Source organism: Micromonospora sp. NPDC048930, assembly GCF_043197935.1.
GTDB lineage: Bacteria > Actinomycetota > Actinomycetes > Mycobacteriales > Micromonosporaceae > Micromonospora.
The window spans coordinates 1-23684 of sequence record NZ_JBICUB010000024.1 but is presented as its reverse complement, the minus strand read 5'-3'; the positions used below and the strand labels follow the sequence as shown (position 1 = coordinate 23684).

At 72.2% G+C, this 23684-nt stretch carries 26 protein-coding genes; 11 read left to right on the top strand and 15 right to left on the bottom strand.

Annotated elements, in window-relative coordinates; translation table 11 throughout:
• Nucleotides 1-39: 39 nt before the first annotated feature.
• Complete coding sequence (locus tag ACGFI9_RS34745; RefSeq protein WP_393184904.1) at nucleotides 40-2127, bottom strand: prolyl oligopeptidase family protein; 2088 nt, start codon at nucleotides 2125-2127, stop codon at nucleotides 40-42.
• Nucleotides 2128-2264: 137 nt separating this feature from the next.
• On the opposite strand from ACGFI9_RS34745, the gene ACGFI9_RS34740 reads away from it, so the two are divergent.
• On the top strand, nucleotides 2265-3407 hold the full coding sequence (locus tag ACGFI9_RS34740) for a site-2 protease family protein (protein WP_393184901.1): 1143 nt from the start codon (nucleotides 2265-2267) through the stop codon (nucleotides 3405-3407).
• Here ACGFI9_RS34740 and ACGFI9_RS34735 read toward each other — a convergent pair.
• From ACGFI9_RS34735 to ACGFI9_RS34725, 3 genes are all read right to left on the bottom strand, one after another.
• Nucleotides 3404-4672 carry an FAD-binding protein gene (locus ACGFI9_RS34735; RefSeq protein ID WP_393184898.1) on the bottom strand — a complete coding sequence of 423 codons (1269 nt, stop codon included), beginning with the start codon at nucleotides 4670-4672 and terminating at the stop codon, nucleotides 3404-3406. The genes ACGFI9_RS34740 and ACGFI9_RS34735 overlap by 4 nt on opposite strands.
• Nucleotides 4669-5403 carry a hypothetical protein gene (locus ACGFI9_RS34730; protein ID WP_393184895.1) on the bottom strand — a complete coding sequence of 245 codons (735 nt, stop codon included), beginning with the start codon at nucleotides 5401-5403 and terminating at the stop codon, nucleotides 4669-4671. The genes ACGFI9_RS34735 and ACGFI9_RS34730 overlap by 4 nt, the downstream gene beginning before the upstream one ends.
• Before the next feature lie 142 nt (nucleotides 5404-5545).
• Entirely contained in the window at nucleotides 5546-6475 is a 930-nt protein-coding gene (locus tag ACGFI9_RS34725; RefSeq protein WP_393184892.1) for an LLM class F420-dependent oxidoreductase, read from the bottom strand.
• 120 nt (nucleotides 6476-6595) lie between these two features.
• On the opposite strand from ACGFI9_RS34725, the gene ACGFI9_RS34720 reads away from it, so the two are divergent.
• Nucleotides 6596-6904 carry an ArsR/SmtB family transcription factor gene (locus ACGFI9_RS34720; RefSeq protein WP_393184890.1) on the top strand — a complete coding sequence of 103 codons (309 nt, stop codon included), beginning with the start codon at nucleotides 6596-6598 and terminating at the stop codon, nucleotides 6902-6904.
• Between the two features lie 2 nt (nucleotides 6905-6906).
• Nucleotides 6907-7443 carry an SRPBCC family protein gene (locus ACGFI9_RS34715; protein ID WP_393184888.1) on the top strand — a complete coding sequence of 179 codons (537 nt, stop codon included), beginning with the start codon at nucleotides 6907-6909 and terminating at the stop codon, nucleotides 7441-7443.
• Nucleotides 7444-7543: 100 nt separating this feature from the next.
• Here the strand turns inward: ACGFI9_RS34715 and ACGFI9_RS34710 are convergent, their stop codons facing one another.
• Entirely contained in the window at nucleotides 7544-8749 is a 1206-nt protein-coding gene (locus ACGFI9_RS34710; RefSeq protein ID WP_393184886.1) for an FAD-dependent monooxygenase, read from the bottom strand.
• A 71-nt stretch (nucleotides 8750-8820) separates the two neighbouring features.
• On the opposite strand from ACGFI9_RS34710, the gene ACGFI9_RS34705 reads away from it, so the two are divergent.
• The gene (locus ACGFI9_RS34705) at nucleotides 8821-9402 is read left to right on the top strand and encodes a TetR/AcrR family transcriptional regulator (protein WP_393184884.1); all 582 of its coding nucleotides are present in this window, start codon (nucleotides 8821-8823) and stop codon (nucleotides 9400-9402) included.
• 51 nt (nucleotides 9403-9453) lie between these two features.
• Here the strand turns inward: ACGFI9_RS34705 and ACGFI9_RS34700 are convergent, their stop codons facing one another.
• The 3 genes from ACGFI9_RS34700 to ACGFI9_RS34690 form a co-directional block, all read right to left on the bottom strand.
• Entirely contained in the window at nucleotides 9454-10413 is a 960-nt protein-coding gene (locus ACGFI9_RS34700; RefSeq protein ID WP_393184882.1) for a TIGR03560 family F420-dependent LLM class oxidoreductase, read from the bottom strand.
• A gap of 101 nt (nucleotides 10414-10514) precedes the next feature.
• Nucleotides 10515-11552: a hypothetical protein gene (locus tag ACGFI9_RS34695; RefSeq protein WP_393184880.1), complete on the bottom strand. Its 1038-nt coding sequence runs from the start codon at nucleotides 11550-11552 to the stop codon at nucleotides 10515-10517.
• A complete protein-coding gene (locus ACGFI9_RS34690) occupies nucleotides 11552-11821 on the bottom strand; it encodes a hypothetical protein (RefSeq protein ID WP_393184878.1) in 270 nt (89 codons plus the stop codon). The genes ACGFI9_RS34695 and ACGFI9_RS34690 overlap by 1 nt, the downstream gene beginning before the upstream one ends.
• 962 nt (nucleotides 11822-12783) lie before the next feature.
• Here ACGFI9_RS34690 and ACGFI9_RS34685 point away from each other — a divergent pair.
• The 3 genes from ACGFI9_RS34685 (at nucleotide 12784) to ACGFI9_RS34675 (ending at nucleotide 15894) form a co-directional block, all read left to right on the top strand.
• Complete coding sequence (locus ACGFI9_RS34685) at nucleotides 12784-14040, top strand: glycine betaine/L-proline ABC transporter ATP-binding protein (protein ID WP_393184998.1); 1257 nt, start codon at nucleotides 12784-12786, stop codon at nucleotides 14038-14040.
• Nucleotides 14037-14930 (top strand): ABC transporter permease, encoded by an 894-nt coding sequence (locus ACGFI9_RS34680; RefSeq protein ID WP_393184876.1) that lies wholly within the window; start codon nucleotides 14037-14039, stop codon nucleotides 14928-14930. The genes ACGFI9_RS34685 and ACGFI9_RS34680 overlap by 4 nt, the downstream gene beginning before the upstream one ends.
• An 88-nt stretch (nucleotides 14931-15018) precedes the next feature.
• On the top strand, nucleotides 15019-15894 hold the full coding sequence (locus tag ACGFI9_RS34675) for a glycine betaine ABC transporter substrate-binding protein (RefSeq protein ID WP_393184996.1): 876 nt from the start codon (nucleotides 15019-15021) through the stop codon (nucleotides 15892-15894).
• Nucleotides 15895-15979: 85 nt separating this feature from the next.
• Here ACGFI9_RS34675 and ACGFI9_RS34670 read toward each other — a convergent pair whose 3' ends face one another.
• From ACGFI9_RS34670 to ACGFI9_RS34650, 5 genes are all read right to left on the bottom strand, one after another.
• Nucleotides 15980-16372 carry a hypothetical protein gene (locus tag ACGFI9_RS34670; protein ID WP_393184994.1) on the bottom strand — a complete coding sequence of 131 codons (393 nt, stop codon included), beginning with the start codon at nucleotides 16370-16372 and terminating at the stop codon, nucleotides 15980-15982.
• 80 nt (nucleotides 16373-16452) lie between these two features.
• A complete protein-coding gene (locus ACGFI9_RS34665; RefSeq protein ID WP_393184874.1) occupies nucleotides 16453-16923 on the bottom strand; it encodes a cupin domain-containing protein in 471 nt (156 codons plus the stop codon).
• A gap of 150 nt (nucleotides 16924-17073) precedes the next feature.
• On the bottom strand, nucleotides 17074-17400 hold the full coding sequence (locus ACGFI9_RS34660) for a hypothetical protein (RefSeq protein WP_393184872.1): 327 nt from the start codon (nucleotides 17398-17400) through the stop codon (nucleotides 17074-17076).
• Between the two features lie 253 nt (nucleotides 17401-17653).
• A complete protein-coding gene (locus tag ACGFI9_RS34655) occupies nucleotides 17654-18889 on the bottom strand; it encodes an MFS transporter (RefSeq protein ID WP_393184870.1) in 1236 nt (411 codons plus the stop codon).
• A gap of 305 nt (nucleotides 18890-19194) precedes the next feature.
• Nucleotides 19195-20088, bottom strand: a complete 894-nt coding sequence (locus tag ACGFI9_RS34650) for an alpha/beta hydrolase (RefSeq protein WP_393184868.1) — start codon at nucleotides 20086-20088, stop codon at nucleotides 19195-19197.
• Nucleotides 20089-20184: 96 nt separating this feature from the next.
• Between ACGFI9_RS34650 and ACGFI9_RS34645 the strand changes: the two genes are divergently transcribed.
• The 4 genes from ACGFI9_RS34645 (at nucleotide 20185) to ACGFI9_RS34630 (ending at nucleotide 22605) form a co-directional block, all read left to right on the top strand.
• On the top strand, nucleotides 20185-21219 hold the full coding sequence (locus tag ACGFI9_RS34645) for a PucR family transcriptional regulator (protein WP_393184866.1): 1035 nt from the start codon (nucleotides 20185-20187) through the stop codon (nucleotides 21217-21219).
• Nucleotides 21220-21521: 302 nt separating this feature from the next.
• On the top strand, nucleotides 21522-21896 hold the full coding sequence (locus ACGFI9_RS34640; RefSeq protein WP_393184864.1) for a DUF2089 domain-containing protein: 375 nt from the start codon (nucleotides 21522-21524) through the stop codon (nucleotides 21894-21896).
• Entirely contained in the window at nucleotides 21893-22153 is a 261-nt protein-coding gene (locus ACGFI9_RS34635; RefSeq protein ID WP_393184862.1) for a hypothetical protein, read from the top strand. The genes ACGFI9_RS34640 and ACGFI9_RS34635 overlap by 4 nt, the downstream gene beginning before the upstream one ends.
• A 26-nt stretch (nucleotides 22154-22179) precedes the next feature.
• The gene (locus ACGFI9_RS34630; RefSeq protein ID WP_393184860.1) at nucleotides 22180-22605 is read left to right on the top strand and encodes a hypothetical protein; all 426 of its coding nucleotides are present in this window, start codon (nucleotides 22180-22182) and stop codon (nucleotides 22603-22605) included.
• 230 nt (nucleotides 22606-22835) lie between these two features.
• Here ACGFI9_RS34630 and ACGFI9_RS34625 read toward each other — a convergent pair whose 3' ends face one another.
• Entirely contained in the window at nucleotides 22836-23315 is a 480-nt protein-coding gene (locus ACGFI9_RS34625; protein ID WP_393184858.1) for a GNAT family N-acetyltransferase, read from the bottom strand.
• Between the two features lie 75 nt (nucleotides 23316-23390).
• Nucleotides 23391-23684 (bottom strand): hypothetical protein (locus ACGFI9_RS34620; RefSeq protein ID WP_393184855.1); only part of this gene is annotated, 294 nt, incomplete at its 5' end.

Genomic DNA, 23684 nt, shown 5'->3' with positions numbered 1-23684 from the left:
TCGGGTCGGCTCCCCGAGCGGCTGACGGCGCACGGATGGTCAGACCGCGGACGGGTCGCGCTCGTCCGCGCCGTCGGACGAGCGCTGGCGCGGTGGCGCCGGCGGCGCGGTCAGCTTCCGCCACAGGAACTCCAGGGTCAGTGCCCAGACGAAGGCGTGCTGCTCGTTGTTCGCCGCCGCCCCGTGCCCGCCCTCGACGTTCTCGTAGTACGCCACCTCGTGGCCGTACGCGCGCAGCCGGGCCGCCATCTTGCGGGCGTGCCCGGGGTGCACCCGGTCGTCCCGGGTCGAGGTGACGAACAGGACCGGCGGGTACGGCCGGTCGCCGTCGACGTTGTGGTAGGGCGAGTACCGGCGCAGCCGGGCCCAGTCCTCGGGCCGGTCCGGGTCGCCGTACTCGGCCGTCCAGGAGGCGCCGGCCAGCAGCCGGTGGTAACGGCGCATGTCCAGCAACGGCACGTGCGCGACGACCGCGCCGAACAGCGCCGGGTGGCGGGTCAGCATCACCCCCATCAGCAGCCCGCCGTTGCTGCCGCCCTCGATGCCGAGCTGCGCCGGAGTGGTGATCCCGCGGGTGACCAGGTCGGCGGCCACGGCCGCGAAGTCCTCGTACGCCCGGGGCCGGTTCTCCCGCAGCGCGGCCCGGTGCCACGCGGGCCCGTACTCCCCGCCGCCCCGGATGTTCGCCACCACGTAGCTGCCGCCGCGGGCCAGCCAGCCCCGGCCGATCCCGCCGCTGTAGTGCGGGGTCTGGCTGACCTCGAAGCCGCCGTAGCCGGTGAGCAGGGTTGGCCCGGCAGGCCCTTCCGGGTCACCCACCACGAAGTACGGCACCCGCGTCCCGTCGGCCGAGGCGGCGAAGAACTGGCGTACGGTCAGGCCGGCCGCGTCGAAGAAGGCCGGCTCCCGCTTCAGCGTCTCGACCGGCCCGCCGATCCGCCCGAGCCGCAGGGTCGCCGGTCGCAGGAAACCCTCCGACGCGAGCAGGTAGTCGTCCCCGGTGTCCGGGTCGGTCTCCACCACCGAACTGTGGTCGGACTCCGTCACCCCGGCGAGCGGTTGCCGCCGCCACCCCGCCGGGCCGGGGGTCAGCACCTCCAGTCGGCTCCGCACGTCGGCGAGGGTCGCCAGGATGAGGTGGTTGCGGGTCCACACGTGGTAACTGAATGCGGCGCGCGGGTCCGGCCGGAAGAGCACGGTGAGGTCCCGCCCGCCGGCGAGGAACGCCTCGAACCGGGTCACCAGCAGTGCTCCCGCCGGGTGGGTGACCTCCCCGACCGTCCACGGCGAGCGCAACCGGATCAGCAGCCACTCCCGGTGCACGTCCCACTGGGCGTCCTCGGGCACCTCGATCCGGCGCCGCTCCCCCGCTGCGGTCAGCAGGTAGTCCTCCGTGCGGTAGAAGTCCAGGCTGCGCCCCACGAAGTCGCGCTCGAACCCGGGGGTGTGGTCGTGCGTGGCGTACACCGCGAGGTCGTCCACCTGCGCCTCGTGGACGACCTCGGCCGCCGCCAGGGGCGTGCCGCGCCGCCACCGCTTGACCACGCGGGGGTAGCCGGAGGTGGTCAGTGTGCCCGGCCCGAAGTCGGTGGCCACGTAGACGTGGTCGGCGTCGATCCAGCAGACCGAGCTCTTGGCCTCGGGGAGCGTGAAGCCGTCCGCGACGAACGCCCGGCGGACCAGGTCGAACTCGCGCACCACCACCGCGTCGGCGCCGCCCCGGGACAGGCTGATCAGGCAGCGGTCGTATCCGGGGCGGAGCACCGTCACCTCCTGCCAGACCCAGTTCTCGCCCTCCTGCGCGGCCAGCGCGTCGACGTCGAGCAGCACGTCCCACTCGGGCTCGGCCCGGCGGTACTGCTCGAGCGTGGTGCGCCGCCAGATCCCGCGCGGATGCGTGGCGTCGGTCCAGAAGTCGTACCAGAGGTGGTCGCCACGCCACCCGGGATAGGGAATCCGGTCCTCGGCGTCGAGCACCTCCCGGATCTCGGCCCGCAGCGCGGCGAACCGCTCGCTCCCGGTCAGCGCGGACAGGGTCTCCGCGTTGCGCTCCCGGACCCAGGCGGCGGCGTCCGCCGCCTCAAGGTCCTCCAGCCAGAGGTACGGATCATCACCGTTGTCGATCATCCCCGCCAGTGTCCCGGACAGGTCGACCCGAGCCAGTCGGACATCCGACCCAGTGGCGTGGCAGATGTGTGTCGGCGCCGGCCGGAGGGGCCGTTCTGCCCTGGCATGGGTGACGGATCCGGGGGTATGACGGGGGTATGAGGGCGAGTTTCCGGCTTGGCCGGGTCGCGGGCGTACCCGTCGGGGTCAACTGGAGCGTCCTGGTCATCTTCCTGCTGATCGCCTGGGCGCTGTCAGCCAGCCTGTTCCCGCGCTCGTACCCCGGTCACTCGGGCCTGGCGTACGTCGCCGCCGGGTTGTCCGCCGCGGTGGTCTTCTTCCTCGGCCTGCTCGCCCACGAGGTCGCCCACGCGGTGGTCGCCAAGCGCAACGGGATCGCCGTCGAGGGGATCACGCTGTGGCTCTTCGGCGGGGTCTCCGAACTGAAGGGCGAGGCCAAGGACCCGGGCGCCGAGCTGCGGATCGCCGGGGTCGGGCCGCTGGTGAGCCTGGTGCTCGGGCTCTTCTTCGCCGCCGTCGCCGTGGTGCTCGCCCTCGCCGGGGCGCGCGGGCTGCTGCTCGGCGCGCTGTCCTGGCTGGCCGGCATCAACGTGCTGCTGGCGATCTTCAACGTGCTGCCCGCCGCGCCGCTGGACGGCGGGCGGCTGCTGCGCGCCGCGGTGTGGAAGGCCACCGGCGACCGGACCAGGGCGTCGGTGGTGGCCGCCCGCGCCGGGTGGGGGCTGGGCATCGTGCTGATCGGTCTCGGGCTCTGGCGGTTCCTGGCGGGGGCGGGGATCGGCGGGCTCTGGCTGGCGCTGATCGGCTGGTTCCTGATCGGCGCGGCCGGCATGGAGGAGCGCCAGGCCAAGATGGGCAGCGCCCTGCGCGGGGTACGCGTGGCCGACGTGATGACCCCGCAGCCGCAGACCGCCTCCGGGGACATGACGGTCGCCGACTTCGTCGACCACTACCTCTTCGCGTACCGGCACTCGGCGTTGCCGTTGACCGAGGAGGGGCGGCCGGTCGGCCTGGTCACCCTCGACCGGGTACGCGGCATCCCGGCCGACCGCCGCGCCTCGACCACGCTGGGCGAGGTGGCCTGCCGCGCCGACGACCTGGTGCTCGCCTCCCCGGACGAGCCGCTCAACGAGCTGCTGCCCCGGCTCAGCCAGTGCGCCGACGGCCGGGCACTGGTGGTGACCGACCAGCGGCTGGTCGGCATCGTCTCGCCCAGCGACATCAGCCGGGCGGTGCAGCGCGGCAGCCTGCGCGACCAGATGGCCGGGGCCGGTCGCTAGCGGCGGGGGAAGTACCGGTCCAGTTCCTCGGTGCGGAACTTGCCGGCCGGGTCGAACTCGCCCAGCAGGGCACGGAAGTCGTCGTACCGGGGGTAGGTGGCGGCCGGGTCCCGGGCGAAGAGCTTGCCCCAGTGCGGGCGGGGCGCCAGCGGCGCCAGCCGCTCCTCCACCTCGGCCACCACCGGCGCCACCGCCGCGGGGTCGCCGATCCAGGTGAAATGCAGCGCCACGGTGTCCCGCTGGTAGTTGGGGCTGAGCCAGAGCCCGTCCGCCGCGATCGTCCGCAGCTCGCAGATCTGCAGGACGGCGGCGATCCGTTCGGCGGCCGGGTCCAGCGCGGCGAGCGCCGCGCCGGCGTCCGCGCGGCCCACGTGCCACTCGGACTGGAGTTCGTCGCCGCTGCTCGGGGTGAACCCGAGCCGGAAGTGCGGCAGCCGCTCGTGCCACGGCCCGGGCTCACCGAACTGGGCGGTGCAGTTCTCCGCCGGCATGCCGGGCACCGGATGGGCCGGCGCGTCGGCGGGGCGGGTGTCCAGCCAGCCCGCCGGGGGTGGCGGCTGATCGGCCCGCTGCTTGAGCCACACCTGATCGAGGCGGGACGACCGCCAGTCGGTGAAGACGCTGGCGCTGTACGCCCCGTCGAGCGCGGCGTCCAGGGCCTCCCGGGGCAGGCCGAGCCGGACGTACTGCCGGATGTCGAAGGTGGGCACCACGTCCAGGGTGACCCGGGTGACCACGCCGAGCGCCCCCAGGTTGACCACCATCCCGGCGAACCGGGGGTCGGCGCGGTCGACGGTGTGCAGGTCCCCCTCGGCGGTGACCAGCTCCAGCGCGGCCACCGCGGTGGCCAGGTTGCCGTTGGCCCGGCCCGAGCCGTGGGTGGCGGTCGCGACCGCGCCGGCCACCGAGATGTGCGGCAGTGAGGCGAGGTTGGCCAGCGCGTACCCCTCGGCGTGCAGGCGGGTGGCGAGGTCGCCGTAGCTCAGGCCGGCGGCGACGGTGACGCTGCCCCGGTCCCGGTCCAGCGTGACGGTGGGCGGCAGCCCGGCGAGGGAGACCAGGTCACCGGTGGTGTCGCCGAGCCGGTTGAACGAGTGCCCGCTGCCCGCCGCGCGGACCCGCTCGGCGCCGGCCACCAGCCGCCGCAGCTCGTCCAGTGTGGACGGCCGGTGGCGCCGGGCGGCGCGGTAGCGGACGTTGCCCGCCCAGTTGCGGTCCGGGACGGGGGCGGGGTCGAGGCGGGGGACGGGAGCGGCGTCGGTCACGCGGGGGTCGTCCGATCGGTCGGCGTGTCACTGTCGGTCAGGGCGGCGCAGAGCAGGTCCAGCGCCTCGTCGACCTGGCCGGTGTTGTACCCGCGCAGCGCGACGAGCAGCCCGGCGGCCCGGGCCTGTTCGATCTCGGCGCGGGCGGCCCGCCGCTCCGCCGGCCCGCCCTGGGCGAGCGCGTCCTGGGCGCGGCGCACCAGCCGGTCCACCTCCCGGATGTCGTACCCGCGCAGGCCGACGGTGAAGTCGAACTCCGCCGCACCCAGGTCGGCGGCGGACAGCGTACGCGCGTCGGTGAAGCGTCCGCCGGACCAGCGGATCAGCGCCGCCACCACCTCGTCGGGGTGCTCCCGCACCTGGGTGAGGTCGAGCAGTTCCACGGCGGGACGGCTGTCGGCCGGGTGCCGCGCCGTGGCCGGCAGGCCCGGCGGGAGACCAGCCCCGGGCACCCCGACCAGCCGGGACGCGCCGTCGACGGCGAGCGCGTCGAAGTGCTCCCAGCGGTACGTGCCACGCAGCCCCGGGCGCCGCACCTCCAGCCCTTCGGGCCCGATCACGAAGCGGAACGGCCGCAGCGCGCCGACCAGCACCCGGCCGGCGATCAGCACGACGCCGAGCGCGACCAGCAGGCGCAGCAGCCCGTCACCCGCGGCGGCGACGACCATCACCCCCGCCACCAGGCAGACGACGGCCAGCGGCAAGGCTCCCCGGTTCCGATGCAGTTCCACGTCCCATCCCCGTCGTCGACACCGTCGTCCGGGTGCATCATCCGTCAAGCTGTCAAGCCCATGGCCGTTCCCACCCCGGCCCGCGCCCACGGGTATGACCTCGACGGGCCGGCCCGCTGGGCGGACCGGCCCGTCGGGCGGCTCAGAGCTGGCGCATCACCTCGGCGGCGACCAGGTCCAGGTGGTCCAGGTCGGCCAGGTCGAGCACCTGGAGGTAGACCCGCCGGCTGCCGATCTCCGCGTACCGGCCGAGCTTGTCGACGATCTCGGCGGGCGTGCCGGCGAGGCCGTTCTCGCGCAGCTCGGCCGGCTCCCGGCCGATCGCCGCGGCCCGGCGGGCCACCTCGGCCTCGTCCCGCCCGCAGCAGACCACCAGCGCGTGGGACCAGACCATGGTGGACGGGTCGCGGCCGATCTCCGTGCAGGCCGCCGTCACCCGGTCGATCAGGGCGGTCGAGTCCTCGGGCGAGACGAACGGCATGTTGAACTCGTCGGCGTACCGGGCGGCCAGGCGGGGCGTCCGCTTCGGGCCGGTGCCGCCGAGCAGGATCGGCGGGCGGGGCTGCTGCACCGGCTTGGGCAGCGCCGGCGAGTCGCTGACCGGGTAGTACTTCCCGGGAAAGTCGAAGGTGCGGCCGGCCGGGGTCTCCCAGAGCCCGGTGATGACGGCGAGCTGCTCCTCCAGCCGGTCGAAGCGCTCCCCCACCGGCGGGAACGGGATGCCGTACGCGGTGTGCTCCTCGGCGTACCAGCCGGCGCCGAGGCCCAGCTCGACCCGGCCGCCGCTCATCTGGTCGACCTGCGCCACGGTGATGGCGAGCGGGCCGGGGAGCCGGAAGGTGGCCGCGGTCATCAGCGTGCCGAGCCGGATCCGGGTGGTGTCCCGGGCCAGGCCGGCGAGGGTGGTCCAGGCGTCGGTCGGGCCCGGCTCCCCGCTGACCGAGCCCATCTTGAGGTAGTGGTCGGAGCGGAAGAACGCGCCGAAGCCCGTCTCCTCGGCGCGGCGCGCGACGGCGAGCAGTTGGTCGTAGCTGGCGCCCTGCTGGGGTTCGGTGAAGATCCGCAGTTCCATGATCCGAGCATAGGAAGGCAGCGGGCTCCCCGCGCGCGGACGACGAGGCACGCCCGCTCGGTGCCCAGGAACAGCACGTATGCCTTGACAGGCATATGAACTGAGAGGCATACTCCGGGGGTGTCCGTCGACGTGTTCGCCGTCCTGGCCGAGCCCAACCGGCGCCGCATCCTCGACCGGCTGCGCCGGGCGGAGAGCAGCGTCGGCGATCTCGTGGACGCGCTGGGAATGAGCCAACCGGCCGTCTCCAAGCACCTCAAGGTGCTCCGCGAGGCCGGCTTCGTGACCTGTCGGACCGCTGCCCAGCAGCGGATCTACCGGATCGACATCCGGCCGCTGCGGGCCGTGGACGACTGGCTCGGGCCGTACCGGCGGATGTGGGCGGCGCACCTCGACGCCCTGGAGCGCCATCTCGACAGTCAGGAGTGACGATGGACCGCGACAGCTTCCGACCCGGCCCGCTCAACGAGGTCGCCCGGGTACCGGCCGGCGACCGGTGGGACCTGGTGTTCGTCCGGGACCTGCGGCACCCGCCGGAGAAGGTGTGGGCCGCGCTGACCGAGCCTGACCGGCTCGCCCAGTGGGCCCCGTTCCTGGCCGACCGCGACCTCGGCGCCCCCGGCGACGCCACGCTCAGCACCGTCGACGGCGACCGCACCTGGCCCGAGCGGGCGACCGTGCGGCAGGCCGACCGGCCGACGCTGCTGGAGTACACCTGGGGCGAGGGCCTGCTGCGCTGGGAGCTGACCCCGACGGAGAGCGGCACCCGGCTGACCCTGCGGCACCGGATCGACCAGCCCGACCTGGCCCCGAAGATGGCCGCCGGCTGGCACCTCTGCCTGGACGTCGCCGGGCACCTGCTCGACGGCGACCCGGTCGGCCCGATCCGCGGCGGCGAGGCCAAGGAGTTCGGCTGGGACGAGCTGCGCGCCGCGTACGCCGAGCGCCTGGACTCCCCGAAGTCCTGAGCCCGCCAAGGTCCCCGCTGATTCACGGAAAGAGTGGCCATCGGGCGGCGGATGGCCACTCTTTCCGCGAAAGAGGCCCCGCCGGGCCGGGCGTCGGCGGTCAGGCCGGGCGGGGCGGGGCGTCTGGGAGGGTGATGGCGGTGGCCGCCTTCCGGATCGGCTCGGTGACCCGGCGGATCATCCGCTCGCGGCCGGGCAGGTGCGGCATGAGCCGCAGCATCAGCGTCTGGAACCGGATCTGTGCCGCGGAGCCGAGCACCATGCCCTTCAGGTTCCGCTCGGCGAGCTGCTGGTTCGCGTCGACGAACGGCCGCATCCGGCGCTCGTACGCGGCGAACCCGGCCGCCGGGTCGCCGCCGGCCGCCGCCAGCGCGTTCGCCAGCACGTACGCCCCGACCAGCCCGAGGCTGGTGCCCTGCCCCGAGGCGGGCGACGCGCCGTAAGCCGCGTCCCCGACCAGGCCGATCCGGCCGGTCGACCAGCGGTCCATCCGCACCTGGCTCATCGCGTCGAAGTAGAGGTCCGGCGCGCCCGGCAACGCGGCGAGCAGCTCCGGCACCCGCCACCCGGCTCCGGCGAACGCCCGGGCCAGCGCCGCCCGCTGGCCGGCCACGTCCCGATGGTCGGGCGCGTCGGCCGGCGACGGGAAGAGGAAGAGCGCCCGCGCGTCCGGCGCCCCGGCGGTCCGGTAGACGCCGACGGTGCGGCCCGGCGCCGGGTGCATCAGCTCGACCCGCTCCTCGCCCAACTCGGCCGGCACGGTGCAGATGGCGATGTGGTGCCCCAGCGGGCGCAGGTACGCCGAACCGGGGCCGAAGGCCAGCCGCCGGACCGTCGAGTGCAGCCCGTCGGCGCCGATGACCAGGTCGAAGCGGCGGCTGGTCCCGCCCGCGAAGGTGACCTCCACGCCGTCGGCGGTGGCGCGCAGCGCCGCGATCGAGTCGTCGAACAGGTATTCCACGCTGTCGGTCGCCGTCATCAGGATCCGGGTCAGGTCGCCGCGCATGATCTCGACGTCGTCCCCCTCTCGGCCGCCGAAGAGGGCGGCGTCCATGGTGGCCAACTGCCGGCCGCCGGCGTCGACGAAGCGGGCCAGGCGCATCCCGGTGTCGCGCCCACGCACCTGGTCGCTCAGGCCCATCCGGTCCAGCACGTCCAGGGCCACGCCCCGGACGTCCACCTTGTAGCCGCCGTCGCGTGGCGCGGCGGCGCGCTCGACGACGGTCGGCCGGAAGCCGTGGCGGCGCAACCACCAGGCGAGAGCAGTGCCGGCGACGCCGGCGCCGGAGATCAGCACATCGGTCATGCCAGCAACGGTACAAGCGTGTTAGACAGTTGTGCAAGACGTCTGTTCAAGAAATCCGCTAGGCTCGTGGCATGGGAAATCGGGAGGACCTGCTCGCCGGCGCGAAGCGCTGCCTGATGGAGAAGGGGTACGCGGCCACCACGGCCCGCGACGTCGCCACCGCCGCCGGCACCAGCCTGGCCGCCATCGGCTACCACTTCCGCACCACGAAGGCGCTGCTCAACGAGGCGCTCTTCGAGGCGATGGCGGAGTGGGGCGCGGAGCTGGACCGGGCGCTCGCCCACGACGCCGGCCCGGACGCCACGCCGGAGCAGCGCTTCGAGGCCGCCTGGGGCCGGATCATCGAGTCCTTCGCCCGGCTGCGGCCGCTCTGGTCCATCCAGTTCGAGCTGATCGCCCAGATGGACCGGTCACCCGAGCTGCGCGAGGCGTTCGCCGGCGTGACCCGGCAGGCCCGGCTCGGCCTCGCCGAGGTCTTCCACCGGCTCGACCCGGACACCGACGAGGCCACGGCGCTCGCGCTCGGCGCCTTCCACCAGTCGCTGCTCGGCGGCGTGGCGGCCCAGTGGCTGGTCGACCCGGAGACGGCACCGACCGCGGAGGAGCTGACCCGGGCGTTGCGGGCCATCACCACGGAGTTCGGTCAGGGCTGACCGGGAGCGGACGCACGGGCCCGGACGATCGCCCGGGCCGCCGTACCCGGGTCAGCCGAGCCGCGGCGCGACCTCGCGGGCGAAGAGCCGCAGCGCGTCGAGGTCGGTGGGCTCGTGGAAGTAGAGGATGAAGTACTCCAGGCCGGCCTCGACCAGCCGACCGAAGACCTCCACCAGCTCGGCGGGGGTGCCGACCGCGCTGCCCGCGGCGGCCTCGGCCCGGTCCCGCCCGGCCAGCCGGGCGGTCACCTCGGCGTCGGTGGCGCCGGTGAACACCGAGAAGGAGGCGGTCTTCAGGATCGCGTCGTAGTCGCGGCCGAGGTCGGCGCAGTGCCCGGCCAGCACGTCCAGCTTGTGCCGGTAGAAGGCCGGGTCGGTGTGGTCGGTCAGGTTGCAGGCGTCCGCGTACCGGGCCACCGTCCGCAGGGTGCGCCGCTCGCCGCTGCCGCCGATCAGCAACGGTACGGGCGACCGGCCCGCCCCGGTCGGCACGTTCTGCGCCCCGCGTACCGAATGGTGGCGGCCCTCGACGGTGGCGACCGGCTCGCGCAGCATCGCAGTGACCACCGCGGCCGCCTCGTCCAGCCGGGCCAGCCGCTCCCCCGTCGACGGGTACGGCTGCGGAAAGCCGTACGCGTCGTACTCGCGCTGGTCCCAGCCGGCGCCGAGGCCGAGGAAGGCGCGGCCGGCGCTGGCCACGTCGAGGGTGGCGGCCATCTTCGCCAGCAGCGCCGGGTTGCGGAAGCTGTTGCAGGTGACGATCTGGCCCAGCCGGACCCGGCGGGTCTCCCGGGCGATCGCGGCCAGGCTCGTCCAGCACTCGAAGGTGGTCTCCGGCGCGCCGGAGACGGCCTGCACGTGGTCGTAGAGCCAGACCGAGTCGCAGCCCAGCTCGTCGGCCTCCCGGGCCACGCCGACCATCGCCTCGAACTGCGCCACCGGGTCGGCCAGGTGGGTCAGGTCCGATCGCCAGCCCTGGGGCAGCACCACGCCCCACCGGATCCCGCTCACCTGCGCCTCCTCGCCACCCGGACGGTCCGGGCCGAGGCCCGAGGGTAACGGCGGCCCGGCCCGGCGCGGGCGGCCGGGGCGGGTCGCCCGCCGGGGGCCGGTCAGACGTACGGCCTGGTGGCGTACGCGGCCCGCAGCGCGGCCAGCCCGGTGTCCTTCGGCGTGAGCGTGCCCCAGCCCGAGTTGAAGTAGTTGGTGCGCACGATCCGGGGCCCCCGCTCGGCGTTGAGCTGGGCGATGGCCGCCGGCACGGTCGCGATCCAGGCTCCCTGGTCGGGGAACTCCGCCTTCCGCACCCCCCACTCGGCGATGAGCACCGGGCGGGAGAGCGCCACCGGGCCGAGGTCGGCCACGGCCCAGTCCTTGGTGCGGCGGAACCGGCCGAGCGCGGTGTGGCTCGGGTCGGTGGCGTAGACGTTCCATTGGAGGAAGTCGAGCTTGGCCATCAGCGCCTCCGGGTGGGTGCGCTGCCACGCGGCCCGGTCGAAGCCGCCCGAGCCGACCGAGAAGGTGGTGCCGGCCGGCAGCCCTCGCGCCTTGAACCAGTTGACGATGTAGGTGACCGCCTGCACCGCGCGGGCGTCCGAGTCGGCCCAGTTGTACGCCACCCCGGACTCGGTGGTGCCGAACTCGTGGTCGGTGTCGAGTTCCGAGGCGAGCTGGATGTTCACCGGGAAGCCCAGGGTGCGGTACTGGGACAGCGCCCGGGCGAGGAGCCCGTCGCAGAGGCCGGCGAGCACCTGCCCGTACCCGTACGCCTTCGGCCAGGTGGTGCCCGGACGCTGCTGGATGGTCATCGCCGGGGCCGGGACGGTGTAGCCGACCCCGTCCACGGTGAAGGTCTGCGGCCCGGTGCTGGGCGCGCCGTAGTGCTTCAGCTCCAGCACCATGTTGATCGCGAACCCGTTGCGGCCGAGGACCGGCAGCCAGGTGTTGTTGTATCCGGGGAAGACGTAGCCGTCGGCAAGGCTGCGGTACTGGGTGAGGGAGCGGAAGTTGCCGCCGGCCAGGTCGGCCGTCGGGTCGGCGTTGCCGGCGAGGTAGTAGCCGCCCAGGACCGGCGGGGCGACGGTGTAGTCGGCGATCGCCGTGGCGGTCTGCCCGCCCCGGTCCCGCACGGTGACCGTGACCCGGGGCATCACGCCACCGCCCGGTACACCGCCACGGCGCCGGTGTCGGAGACCTTCGTCCAGGTCCGGCCGGAGTTGTCGGTGACGGTGACGGTGAGCGGATCGATCACGGCGGTGACCTTGGCCGGGGCGCTGCTGTTGCCCTGCGCGTCCGTCACCACGACGGTGACGGTGAGGGTCCTGGTGTCCGGGTCGCCGTAGCTGACCGTGAGGGTCATCTGGTCGCCCGGGGCGTAGGTCGAGGCGTTCAGGCTGGCGGTGACGGTGGGAGCGGCCATCTCCGCCCCCTCCTTCCTTGCTCGTGCGCCCGGCGTATGCGCCGGTACGCCCGGTCGACCCGCCCCGGTTGGTGCGGCGGCGTCGGCCGGAGGTGGGTGACGTCCTTGTCCTGACGTGGCTGGCACCGTCCAGGAGCGACGGTGACGTGCCGGGTCCGGCCGGGCGTCGCGCGGCGGGGGCGGGCCCACCGGCGGCGTCGCGGCCGCTCGGCGATGACGGCGTACGGCGTCGACGAAGGTCGCCGCCGGGCCGGAGGGATGGGATGTGGCCCGCCATCCGCAGCCTCTCCACCTGCATAAACAATGCGCTGGAAAGCTCTGCGCCGTCCTGTCGGCCATGTGTCGGCCGGACTGTCCTCGATCCGGTTGCGTCAGGCCGAGTGACGGCGGCCGGGCCGGTGGCGGGGCCGTCAGGCGGCCCGGTCGGGGCGGCGGCCGGTTCCGGGCGGCAGAGCCGATACCCCGGCCGCACGCCACCGATCCGTCATGAATACGCCCGGGCCCTCAAAATCCATGACGACAAATCTGCTATGGCCCGCGACCGGAACCCCGAATCGAACGCCCGGCCGGACCGGATCCAGCGGCGAAGCCGGGGGAAGTATGACGAACACATGACGGTTCTCTATCAACGGCTTCATATTCGGGAACGACCGACGGCAGACAGGACCCGCCGAAGCCGGCCCGGCGAGACCGGATCATTGGTGCAGCAGGGGGACATAGTTCCTGTTCACGGCCCTGTCGCGCCATGTACCGGACGGGTGCCGACGACCGAATTCGACCACGGGTTTTTGTGTGCAGATCCACATTCCCCGCAGCACGGACTGGATTTGTCGCGATGACGTCGGTAGGTTTCTGGCCCGGCCCTCATGGCCTAGCGAATGTGACCGATGTTGATATGACGGACGAGACGCGAAGACGGTCACCGCTGGCGCGAACCGCCAACGGTTTCTGTCGGAGAGGGGATCGTGTCCGCGCTCGCAGTGAAGTCGCTCTACAAAATATTCGGCAGTCGAGCTGACGAAGCGGTGAGGCGCCTGGCGACCGGCGCGCCCCGCGCCGAGGCGCTGGCCGGGCTGCCGGCCACGGCCGCCGTGATCGACGCGAACTTCGAGGTACGCCCCGGCGAGATCTTCGTCGTGATGGGCCTCTCCGGCTCCGGCAAGTCGACCCTCATCCGGATGCTCAACGGCCTGCTCCGCCCCACCAGGGGCAGCGTCCAGGTCGACGGGGTCGAGCTGACCACGCTGAAGCCCGCGGCGCTGCGCAAGCTGCGCCGCGAGAAGATCAGCATGGTCTTCCAGCACTTCGCGCTCATGCCGCACCGGACGGTGCTGGAGAACGCCGGGTACGCGCTCGAGGTCGCCGGCCTGCCCAAGGCCGAGCGGCGCGCGCGGGCGATGGACGCGCTGCGCATGGTGGGCCTGGTGGAGTGGGCGGACAAGCTGCCGCACGACCTCTCCGGCGGCATGCGGCAGCGGGTCGGGCTGGCCCGCGCGCTCGCTGCCGGCACCGACATCCTGCTGATGGACGAGGCGTTCTCGGCGCTGGACCCGCTCATCCGCCGGGAAATCCAGGACCAGCTCCTGGAACTCCAGGCCGAGCTGGGCAAGACCATCATCTTCATCACCCACGACCTCAACGAGGCCATGCGGCTCGGCGACCGGATCGCGGTGATGCGGGACGGCCGGATCGTCCAGATCGGCACCGCCGAGGAGATCCTCACCGACCCGGCCAACGGGTACGTGGCGCAGTTCGTCGCGGACGTGGACCGGACCCGGATCCTCACCGCCGCGTCGGTGATGGAGAAGCCCCAGCACGTCCTGGACGTCAACGCCGGTCCCCGGGTGGCGGCCAAGGCGCTGCGGGAGAGCCAGACCTCGGTGGTCTACGTGACCGGGCCGATGAAGAAGTTCCTCGGCACGGTCACCGAGGACGAGGTGCTGCGCGCCCTCCGCGAGGGCCGACCGAACCTCGACGGGTACGTCTCGACCGAGCGGGTCCGAACGGTCACCGGGGACACCGCGGTGGCCGACCTCTTCGCCGACTGCGCGGAGAGCCAGCACCCGGTGGCGGTGCTGGACGAGCGCGGCCGGCTGACCGGGGTGATCCCCCGGATCACCCTGCTCAGCGCGCTGGCCGCCGCCACCCCCGACGAGCCTGCGCACCGCCCGCCGCAGCACGACGTGGAACTGGTCGGCACGGAGGAGGTGTCCGCATGAGCGTCCTGGAATCACCGCTCGACGCCTGGCTGCCCCGGGTGCCGCTGGGCGAGTGGACCGAGTCCGCCGTCGACTGGGCCACCGGCACCCTCGGCCCGGTCTTCGACGCGGTCGCCGCCGTGGTCGACGCCCTGGTCCGCCCGCTCAGCGACCTGCTCACCGGCGTACCGGCGGTGGCGGTCGTGCTGGTCCTGGCCGCGCTCGGCTGGTGGCTGCGCGGCTGGAAGTTCGGCCTCGGCACCGCCGTCGGCCTCGGCCTGGTGGCCGGGATGCCGTACTGGGAGGAGACCATGAGCACCCTCGCCCAGGTGCTCGTGGCCAGCGTGCTCGCCCTGCTGCTGGCGATCCCGCTGGGCGTCTTCGTCGCCGAGAACAAGCGGGCCTCCGCGGTGGCCCGGCCGGTGCTGGACCTGATGCAGACCATGCCGGCGTTCGTCTACCTCATCCCGGCGATCTTCTTCTTCGGCATCGGCACCGTGCCGGGCGTGCTGGCCACCCTGGTGTTCAGCATGCCGCCCGGCGTACGCCTGACCGAGCTGGGGCTGCGCCAGGTCGACAAGGAGATCGTCCAGGCCGCCGAGTCGTTCGGCGCGCCGCCGTGGATGGTGCTGCTGCGGACCAAGCTGCCGCTGGCCCTGCCCACGATCATGACCGGGGTCAACCAGGTCATCATGCTGGCCCTGTCCATGGTGGTCATCGCCGGCATGGTGGGCGCCGGCGGCCTCGGTGACGTGATCATGTTCGCGCTCTCCCAGGTCGAGGTGGGCAGCGGCTTCGAGGGTGGCATCGCCGTCGTGGTCCTCGCCGTGGTGCTCGACCGGCTCACCGACTCCGTGGGCGACCGGTTCCCGTCCGCGCGGGCGCAGCGCCTCGCGCGGCAGGCCGCCTGACCGTCGCCCTCCGCCGGCACCCCTGTTCCCGCGTACGCGGGTCCGCCGGCTGCCCTGCAACAGGAAGGGAAACCCTGTGTTCACGACCATGAAGCGGGTCCTCGCGCTCGCGGTGACCGCCACCCTGGCCCTGGGCGGCGCCGCCGCCTGCGGCGAGAAGTCGGGCGGTGCGTCCGGCAACGGTAAGAAGATCACCATCGGCTACATGGCCTGGGACGAGGCGGTCGCCGCGTCCCACCTGTGGCAGCACATCCTGACGGAGAAGGGCTACCGGGTCCAGCTGAAGAACCTGGAGGCCGGCCTCGTCTACGGCGGTCTGGCCAACGGCGACATCGACCTGTTCCTGGACGGCTGGCTGCCCCAGACGCACGCCTCCTACGTGGAGAAGTACGGCGACAAGTTGGAGAAGCTCGGCGTCTGGCACGACGACGCCAGCCTGAGCATCGCCGTGCCGAAGTACGTCGAGGGCGTCGACTCGCTGGACGACCTGGCCGCGAAGGCCGGCACCTTCGGCGGGCAACTGATCGGCATCGAGCCGGGCGCCGGCCTCACCAAGGCCACCCAGGAGAAGGTGCTCCCCGGCTACGGCCTGGACGGCGCGCTGAAGCTGAAGACCTCCTCCACGCCGGCGATGCTCGCCGCGCTCGACGGCGCGATCGCCGACAAGAAGCCGATCGTGGTCACCCTGTGGCACCCGCACTGGGCGTACGCCAAGTACGAACTGAAGGACCTCGCCGACCCGAAGGGCACGCTCGGCCAGGCCGAGCAGATCAACACCTTCGCCCGGAAGGGCTTCGGCAAGGACTTCCCCGAGGTCACCTCGATGCTGCGGAAGTTCAAGATGGACGGCCAGCAGCTCGGGTCCCTGGAGGACCTGATGTTCAACACGCACAAGGGGGACGAGGAGAAGGCCGTCGAGGAGTGGCTGAAGGCCAACCCCGACTACCTGACGACGCTCTCCTGAGCAGCACCCTGACCACGAGGGGCCCCGCCGGTTCGGCGGGGCCCCTCGTCACGCGTCGCTCAGCGGCAACCGCGTGGGTGCCCTGTCACGAGCCGGTCAGTCGTCGGCGGAGCAGGTGGGCGCCCAGGCTGACCACCGCGCTGCCGGCCGCCGTCCCGACCAGCACCAGCACCGCGCCCACCGCCCACAACCCGCTGCCGTCGGTGGACGCGGCGTGCGCCGCCCAGGGAACCGTGAAGGCGACCGTCATCACCGGCACCACCAGCCAGGGACTGAGCCACCAACCACCGACGGCGGCGACCACGGCAAGGGTGAGCACACAACCGGCCACCTGCCAGACCGCGTACGGGCCGCTGGTCGCCCCGGTCTCCGGGTCGACCGTGTAGCCGGTGTCCCAACTCAGCCAGGCGAACCAGGTGGCGACCGTCGCCGCCGCCAGGATCAGGCCGCCGAGCAGAGTGTGTGTAGGCCTCGTCATCGTCACGGCCTGATTCTTCCGACCGCGCCGGCCGGGTGGATGAGCCCTCGTACTCAGGTGACGGCAAAGGTGGCCCGAGGTCAGCCGGCGGCCCTGACCATGTACTGGTCGTGGCGCGCGTACACCTCGTCCCACTCCTGATCGGTGAGTTCGCGACCGGACGCGACGATCTCGGCCAACTCCTCGAAGAACGCCTCGCGGGGCGCGCCCGGCGTGAACAGGACCAGCATCGAGGCGGCCTGGCCGGATTCGTTGGCGAAGGCGTGAATGCCGCCCGGCGGCACGTACAGGAAGTCCCCGCCGGTGGCGTCGGTCCAGGTGTCGCCGTTGTAGAGCGAGACGGTGCCGTCGAGGATGTAGAACGACTCGGCAAAGGTGCGATGGTAGTGGCCGTCGGGCTTGCCGGCGCGGGGCGGGAGGGCGGCCATGTCCCACCGGTAGAGGCCGAACAGCCCGTCGGTGCTCGCTCCGGTCCCGAGATGCGACACCCGGGTCCGGACGCCGATGGCGAGGTCCGGCGGCACGTCGGCGCGCCGGATCGTGGCGCTCACGGCCCCGGCGTCGCCGAAGTACCGTGGTGGCGGGTAGGACATCGTGCCTCACTTCAACAGCGTCTGGAACCCGATCGGAAGCGACGCTACCGATCGACCGGGGCCGGGAAGAGAGCCAATCCCGCACCGGCCCGCTGCGCCACTGGTCGCCTAGTGCCGGTACTCCACCGTCACCGACGGATCCTCCGCCGCCAGCATCGCCAGCTCGGTCGCCGACATGCGGGTCTCGACCACACGCCGGCCCTCGAGCCGGAGTCGGGCAGCCTCCCGGGCAGCGGCCGCTTCCTGCGCTTCGGGAAACACCACGACCAGGTTGTCCACGCACACCGTCGGCAGGCGCGCCGGCGCGGGTACCAGGACGGTCTGCGGGGTCAGCGCGGACGGATCATGGTCGGCGTCGCGCCGATCCGCCCCGTGTGGCCGGGGCTTCAGCAGCCCGACCAGCAACTCCCGCCACCACCACAGGCGTGAACCCACCCGAAACTCCCGCCAGATTGCCGATCGACAACATAAATCCTCCCGCTGTCAACCTTCCCGCAAGGAAAGGCAGGAAACGACGCCGAACGGCAGCGGCAGGAGACCGACCACCCGTACGACCGGGTGGCACCCTCATCACGGCAGCGCGCCGATCGGAAGATCCGTTACGCAGGGCAGGTCCCGCACCCGGACCCGCGCGTCGGAGGATGTCCCTCCCGTGGTCCCGGTGCCGGGCCACGGGAGGGGCGTCGCGTCAGTCCGCCGCGGTGGCCGTGCGGACCGTCCTGCTCACCGTCGCCGCGAGTGCCAGGACCGCGAGCCATCCGGCCAGGACGACGGCCAGGGTCGGCGCGCCGAGCAGGGCGATCAAGGCGCCGCTGGCCATGGTGCCGAGGGCAGCGGCCCCGCCGGTGAGGGTGTCGATCGCGCTGGTCACCCGGCCACGGAGAGCGTCGGGAGTGACCGCGAGCCGGTAGGAGTCGAGAGCGACGTTGTAGACCGGCGAGACCACCGACTCGGCGAACGCCACGACCAGGAGCAGCCACCACGTTGGCACGATCGCATAGAACGGGAAGGCCAGGGCCTCGACCCACAACATGGTGATGGAGAGCGCCCCGAGTGGAAATCGCCGGGTGAGCGCCGGAGCCAGCAGGCTCCCGAGCAGCGCGCCGATCGCCGCACCGGTGAAGACGATCCCGACCTGTGCGGGGCTCGCGTGCAGGCGCTGGGCCAGCATGATGATCAGCAGGTAGCCGGCGCCGTAACGCAGGCTGTCTCCCGCATCGAGCAGGGCCAGCGTACGGATCACCCGCTTGCGCCACAGCCACGACAGGCCGTGGCCGATGTCGGCCAGGAGGTCCCGCAGCGACGTCCTGGCCGTGGCGCGTTCCTGCTGGAAGTCGGCATGGATCGCGCGCAGGGCCGCGGCCGAGGCCAGGAACGAGACGGCGTTGAACGTGAACGGGACCATCCGGCCCAGGGCGTAGGCGACGCCGGCCACGGAGGCGCCGACGATCCGCAGCGTGTTGGACATCGCCCCGATCGCGCCGAGCGCGCTGGGCAGCTCGGCCCTGGTGACGATGTTCGGCAACGCCGAGCTGTTCGCCGCCCCGAACAGGGTGCTGAGCACACCGTTCAGGACCGCGACGGCGTACAACTGCGGCATGGCCAGCGCACCGAACCCGGCTGCGATCGGGACGGTGGCGGTCAGGGACGCCCGGCCGATCTCGCACCAGATCATCGTGGTCTTGCGGTCCCACCGGTCGACCAGCGCGCCGGCCACGAGCCCGAAGGCGAGGTGGACGACGGTCTGGAGGCCGAGCACCAGGCCGGCCTGGGTCGACGATCCGGTCAGGGCCACGACGAGGAGTGGCAGCGCGAGGAACTGAAGCTGGTCACCCAGTTGCGAGATCAGTCGCCCGCCGAGCAGCAGTTGAAAGTCGTGCTGACGCCACAGGTCACGAGGCGGCGCCGAGGTGAGAAGTTGCATGGCGAAGTCCTGTCGTTCAATGCGCCGACCCGGCGCGCCGTCACGGGCTCGACAGACACGCAGGCACCAGCGATGCGCAGCAGCGCAGCAGGACGGGAAGTGATCACCCGGAGCCGCCGGAAAAGGGCAGACTCCACCCGCGTGTCGGAGCTGGACAGCTAGGACTTACGCGGGAAGGACATGGCCCCGACCCTACCGACGGGCGGCGAACGACGGCAAGCGGTATGCCTTCCACCTATCGCTCTTGCACTACGGCGGCGGACGCACGGCCCGCCGCCGCGACAGCCGGGTCCGCCGTCACCGCCTCACTCGGCCAAGGCACGGCGCAGAGCGGCGCCGAGCTCGGCGAACTGCCGCTGTGACACCTCGGCGGACAGGATCGCCTGCGACCCGTGGAAGGTGCCGGGCCACTGGCGCAACTCGACCGACACGCCCGCCTGCAGCAGGCGCAGCCCGTAGGTGATGTCGACGTCCCGGTACGGGCAGAACTCGGCGCTGGCGATGTAAGCGGGGGGCAGACCGGACAGATCGGTGGCGCGGGCCGGGGCGGCGTACGAGGTGGCGGGCGTGGAGCCCAGGTAGTGCCGCCACGCGGCGGCGCAGTGCTCACGCCCCCCGAGCAGGTCGATGACGTCCCCCGCCGACCACATCTCCTGCCGGTCATCCAGCCCCGGCTCGTTGAGCAGTTGGAAGTGGATCGGTGGCCCCTGCTGGTCGCGCGCTCGCAACGCCGCCGCAGCCGCGATGGACCCGCCGGCACTGTGACCTCCGACCGCGATCCGCGCCGGGTCGATGCCGAGCTCGGCCGCGTGCTGGGCCGCCCAGGTCAGCACGGCGTACGCGTCGTCCAGCGCGGCCGGGAACCGATGTTCGGGGGCCAGACGGTAGCCCACCGAGATCACCACCGCGCCGGACGCGGCCGCGATCCGGGCGGCCCACGGGTGTTCGGTGTCCAGGTCACCCATGACCCACGAGCCGCCGTGCAGCCAGACGATGGCGCCCTGCGCCTGGTGCGGGCGATAGATCCGCACCGGCACATCCGGATCGGCGGGCACCGTGCGGTCCTCGATCGCCATGTTCGCCGTGTCCGGCGCCGGCGCCGCGGCGGCCCGCGCGGCGAAGTTCCTGCGGTCGGTGAGCGGGTCGGCCAGGTCGACTCGGGGGACCAAGGGGATGAAGGGCTCCAGTTCGGGATGCATGTCGACCATCCTCACGGCCGCCGCCCCAGAGATCATCCGCCATCCGTCGCGCATCCAGGCTGGATCATGCGCCGATCGTCGCCCTAACCTGATGCCATGGAGGCCCTCGCCGAACGTCTGTCGAACATGGATCCGCACGTCAAAGGCATGATCCAGGTCGTGATGTTCTACGACACGCTGATGCGCCGACGGGTGGATCTCCCGGCGCTCGCCCGGGCCTCGGCGGGCCTGGCCGAGTGCGTGGTCGGGCTGCGGCTCCACGGCACCGGGCAGGTGATCCGTGTCTCGCCCGACGGCAGGCAGGCGTCCGACCCGCCGCCACCGGCGTCCGGCACGGCGCCGATCACGCTCGATGAGGAAGAGATCGGCATGGTGTGGCTGGAACGTCCCGGCCCGCCCGGTCCGCTCGACGAAGCGCTCCTGGACCGGTTCGCCATCGCCGCCGCGGCGGTTGCCGAACGGTACGGGCCGGCCCGTACCACCATGGCCGACCCCGCCCTCGTCGAACTGGTGATCAGTTCCGACAGCGACGAGGCCGCCAGAGCCCGGGCGCTGCGGCTGCTGGGGTTCGCCGCCGGTCTGCCGGTCCGCGTCGTCGCCGTGCGGTCGCGGCTTCCGCTCGACCAGGTTGGCAACCTGATCTGCCCGGCTCGTACGGTGAAGGCAGCCCCGCTCGCCGGCGTGGGCGTCCTGCTGGCCACCACCGTCGATGCGGCGCGGTTTCCGGCAGGTGTACAGGCGGGCATCGGCACCGCCGAGAGCCCCGACCGCTCGTGGCGGGAAGCGCGCGCCGCCCTGCGCTTCACCACCCCCCGCCAGCCGGTCGTCCGCTACGACAGCCTCGGCGCGCTGGCACTGCTCGCAGAGGTACCCCGGGACGCCGCACGAGACAACGCCGACGTGACCGCGATCGACCGACTGGCCGGCAACCCGGAAGACCTGGAGACGCTGGACGCCTACTGCGAGACCGGCTCCCTACGCCGGGCCGCTGAGCTGCTCCACCTGCACCACAGCAGCGTCGCCCGCCGACTCGAACAGATCGGAAAGACCCTCGGCATCGACCTCACCGAGCCTGCCGGCCTGACCCGGGCCAGGCTCGCCCTCACCGCACGACGACTGCTCGACGACTGAGGCAGAACGTCGGGGGCGGCCGCGACCTCGCCGCGGCTTCCCATGCCCCGCCGGTCGAACGTCCACAGGACACGCCCGGTCCCTGCGGTTCGCCCACTGCCACGGCCGTTACGGATCCCTTCGTACGCCTTGGCGCGGCCCGCGACCGCCGGTCGGCCTCCGACACGATGGCGGTCAACTCCTCCCGGGTGACTGTCCACGCTGGGCCTGGTGCGGCCAACCGGACCGAGGCGAGACTCGGATTTAAGAAAATTAAGATCAACCTCTTCTGAGATGAAGATTTTCAAGGTACAGTTTGAGATATGAAAGAGCGGGCGATGGACTGGCAAGAACTTACGAACCTGACCCGGGGCCAGCCGTTCGTCGTCGAGCGGGTGCGCCTGGCCAGCGGCGTGGCGATCGAGGGGGAGTTCGAGCCCCCGCAACTGGGTCAGCTCAGCCTGGAAGACCAGGTGTTCGTCACGGCATTCGTCCGGTGCCACGGTTCCATCAAGGAGATGGAGCGGATCTTCGGGGTGAGCTACCCGACGATCAAGTCGCGACTCAACCGGATCGCCCAGATGCTCGACTTCGTCGAGACCGATCCGGCGCCGTCGCGGGCCGACGTCATCGACCGGCTGCGCCGCGGCGAGATCAACGCCCAGCAGGCATTGCGCGAGTTGGAGGGCCGCACATGATGCCGCAACTGTTGACCGTGCAGGTGAAGCGCCCGGACGGTCGCCCCATCCGGATCTGGGTGCCGGTGCTCCCCGTACTGCTGGTCTTGTCGCCGGTGGTCGTTCTGGCGGTAGTCGTCGCAGCGGTCGCGTGCCTGGTGTACCGGATCAGTCTGCTGCGGGCACTCGGCACGGGGTGGCGGATCCTGTCCGCTCTCCCCGGCACCCGGCTCGACGTCGAGCACGGGCGCACGGCCGTACTCGTGAACATCAGATAGCGACACGGAAAGAGGAGAGGTGCACAGTGAACGAACAGCGCAAAGAGATCCTGCAGATGCTCGCCGAAGGGAAGATCACCACGGAAGAGGCGGACCAGCTCATCGCCGCGCTCGAACGCGACCAGCCGGCACCGGTCGCCTCGGCCTCGGACGTCCGGCCCAAGGGAAGGCCGAAGTACCTGCGGGTGGTGGTGGACGCCAACGACGACGGCACTCCGAGCCGGGTCAACGTCCGGGTGCCGCTGCAACTGCTCCGGGCCGGTGTGCGGCTCGCCGCGTTGATTCCGCCGCAGGCGCTCGGCGAGGCCAACGCGGGGCTCGCCAGGTCGGGCGTGCCGTTCGACCTGACCCAGCTCAAGCCCGAGCAGCTCGAGGCGCTCGTCGAGCACCTGGACGACATGACGGTCGAGGTCGACCAGCCCGACACCAAGGTCCGCGTCTTTTGCGAGTAGGAACCGTCCGGATTGTCGGACGGGCCCCCGAGAAGGTGCTGGAACACCTTCCCGAGGTCGCGCCCGCACCAGCAGAGCACGATTGAGTTGCCGACCTGAAGTTTAGCCGACACGAACGTACGGACCAGGGGCCACGAACAGGTGGCCCCTGCGTCGTATGCCCACAGTGGGGGACCCAGCGCGCGGCCGAGGGTCTGGCCCGGCGCGGCCTGGTTCGGCCGCCCTACCCACTACAGGCGTTTCGACATCTGTTGGGCCGTGACGTCGTAGCCACACGTCTGGTAGAGCGAGATCGCGGGCGCGTTGTGGCCGAACACGTTAAGCCCGAGCCGAGTCGCGCCCGCTTCCCGTGCCACCGCCTCTACCGCCGCGAGGATCGCTCTCCCATAGCCGGATCGCCGGTAGGGCTCTTCCACGCTGATGTCGTAGAGCCACGCTGTGTCGGCCGTCCTGGTTCGTGGCTCCTCCAGCCCGACCCACGCGTAGCCGACGACCTGGCCTCCGGAGTTCTCGGCTACCAGAAGGCGATGGCGTTCGGTCGCCAGTCCCTGAGGCAGAAACCGGGCTCGATCCTGTCGCGCCTTCTCCATCGCGGCCTCGACCGGCACTGTCTCGGCGAGGGACTGGACGTACTCCAGGTCCCGTCGCGTCGTGTAGTTCTCGTACTCGTCCGGACGCATCGCGCGCAGGGTGACCACGGGTGAATTCACCCGGACATGCTGGCAGGCATCGTTCCGGGATAGCGAGGGGCTTTCCCACCTGTTGCGGCCGGCGGATCTGTGGTGTCACGGCCGTGCGTCGAGGAACCGGGTGATTGCAGCAGCGACGGCAAGGTGGTCTTCGAGCATCGGTAGGTGCCCCGTGTTCAGGTCGTTCTGCCAGTCGGCACCGAGTCGCTGGGCGCATCGTTGTTGCAGCGCCATCGCCAGCTCGTGGTCGTCGGTGGTGCGCAGGTAACCGCGCCACCCGCTCCACGACCGGTGAGCGGTCCGGTCTCGGTAGAGGGCGGGCGACTCGGGGGTGAAGTCGGCGATGATGCGGTTGGCGACCTCCTCGTCCAGACCGTGGGCGAGGCCACG

Coding starts and splice junctions, on each gene's coding strand:
- ACGFI9_RS34690 (WP_393184878.1), bottom strand. CDS start 11,821: ATGGCCGCTCCCACCGTCACCGCCAGCCTGAACGCCTCGACCTACGCC.
- ACGFI9_RS34655 (WP_393184870.1), bottom strand. CDS start 18,889: ATGCAACTTCTCACCTCGGCGCCGCCTCGTGACCTGTGGCGTCAGCAC.
- ACGFI9_RS34650 (WP_393184868.1), bottom strand. CDS start 20,088: ATGCATCCCGAACTGGAGCCCTTCATCCCCTTGGTCCCCCGAGTCGAC.
- ACGFI9_RS34705 (WP_393184884.1), top strand. CDS start 8,821: ATGGGAAATCGGGAGGACCTGCTCGCCGGCGCGAAGCGCTGCCTGATG.
- ACGFI9_RS34710 (WP_393184886.1), bottom strand. CDS start 8,749: ATGACCGATGTGCTGATCTCCGGCGCCGGCGTCGCCGGCACTGCTCTC.
- ACGFI9_RS34635 (WP_393184862.1), top strand. CDS start 21,893: ATGATGCCGCAACTGTTGACCGTGCAGGTGAAGCGCCCGGACGGTCGC.
- ACGFI9_RS34715 (WP_393184888.1), top strand. CDS start 6,907: ATGGACCGCGACAGCTTCCGACCCGGCCCGCTCAACGAGGTCGCCCGG.
- ACGFI9_RS34675 (WP_393184996.1), top strand. CDS start 15,019: ATGAAGCGGGTCCTCGCGCTCGCGGTGACCGCCACCCTGGCCCTGGGC.
- ACGFI9_RS34725 (WP_393184892.1), bottom strand. CDS start 6,475: ATGGAACTGCGGATCTTCACCGAACCCCAGCAGGGCGCCAGCTACGAC.
- ACGFI9_RS34695 (WP_393184880.1), bottom strand. CDS start 11,552: ATGCCCCGGGTCACGGTCACCGTGCGGGACCGGGGCGGGCAGACCGCC.
- ACGFI9_RS34680 (WP_393184876.1), top strand. CDS start 14,037: ATGAGCGTCCTGGAATCACCGCTCGACGCCTGGCTGCCCCGGGTGCCG.
- ACGFI9_RS34745 (WP_393184904.1), bottom strand. CDS start 2,127: ATGATCGACAACGGTGATGATCCGTACCTCTGGCTGGAGGACCTTGAG.
- ACGFI9_RS34640 (WP_393184864.1), top strand. CDS start 21,522: ATGAAAGAGCGGGCGATGGACTGGCAAGAACTTACGAACCTGACCCGG.
- ACGFI9_RS34740 (WP_393184901.1), top strand. CDS start 2,265: ATGAGGGCGAGTTTCCGGCTTGGCCGGGTCGCGGGCGTACCCGTCGGG.
- ACGFI9_RS34645 (WP_393184866.1), top strand. CDS start 20,185: ATGGAGGCCCTCGCCGAACGTCTGTCGAACATGGATCCGCACGTCAAA.
- ACGFI9_RS34670 (WP_393184994.1), bottom strand. CDS start 16,372: ATGACGAGGCCTACACACACTCTGCTCGGCGGCCTGATCCTGGCGGCG.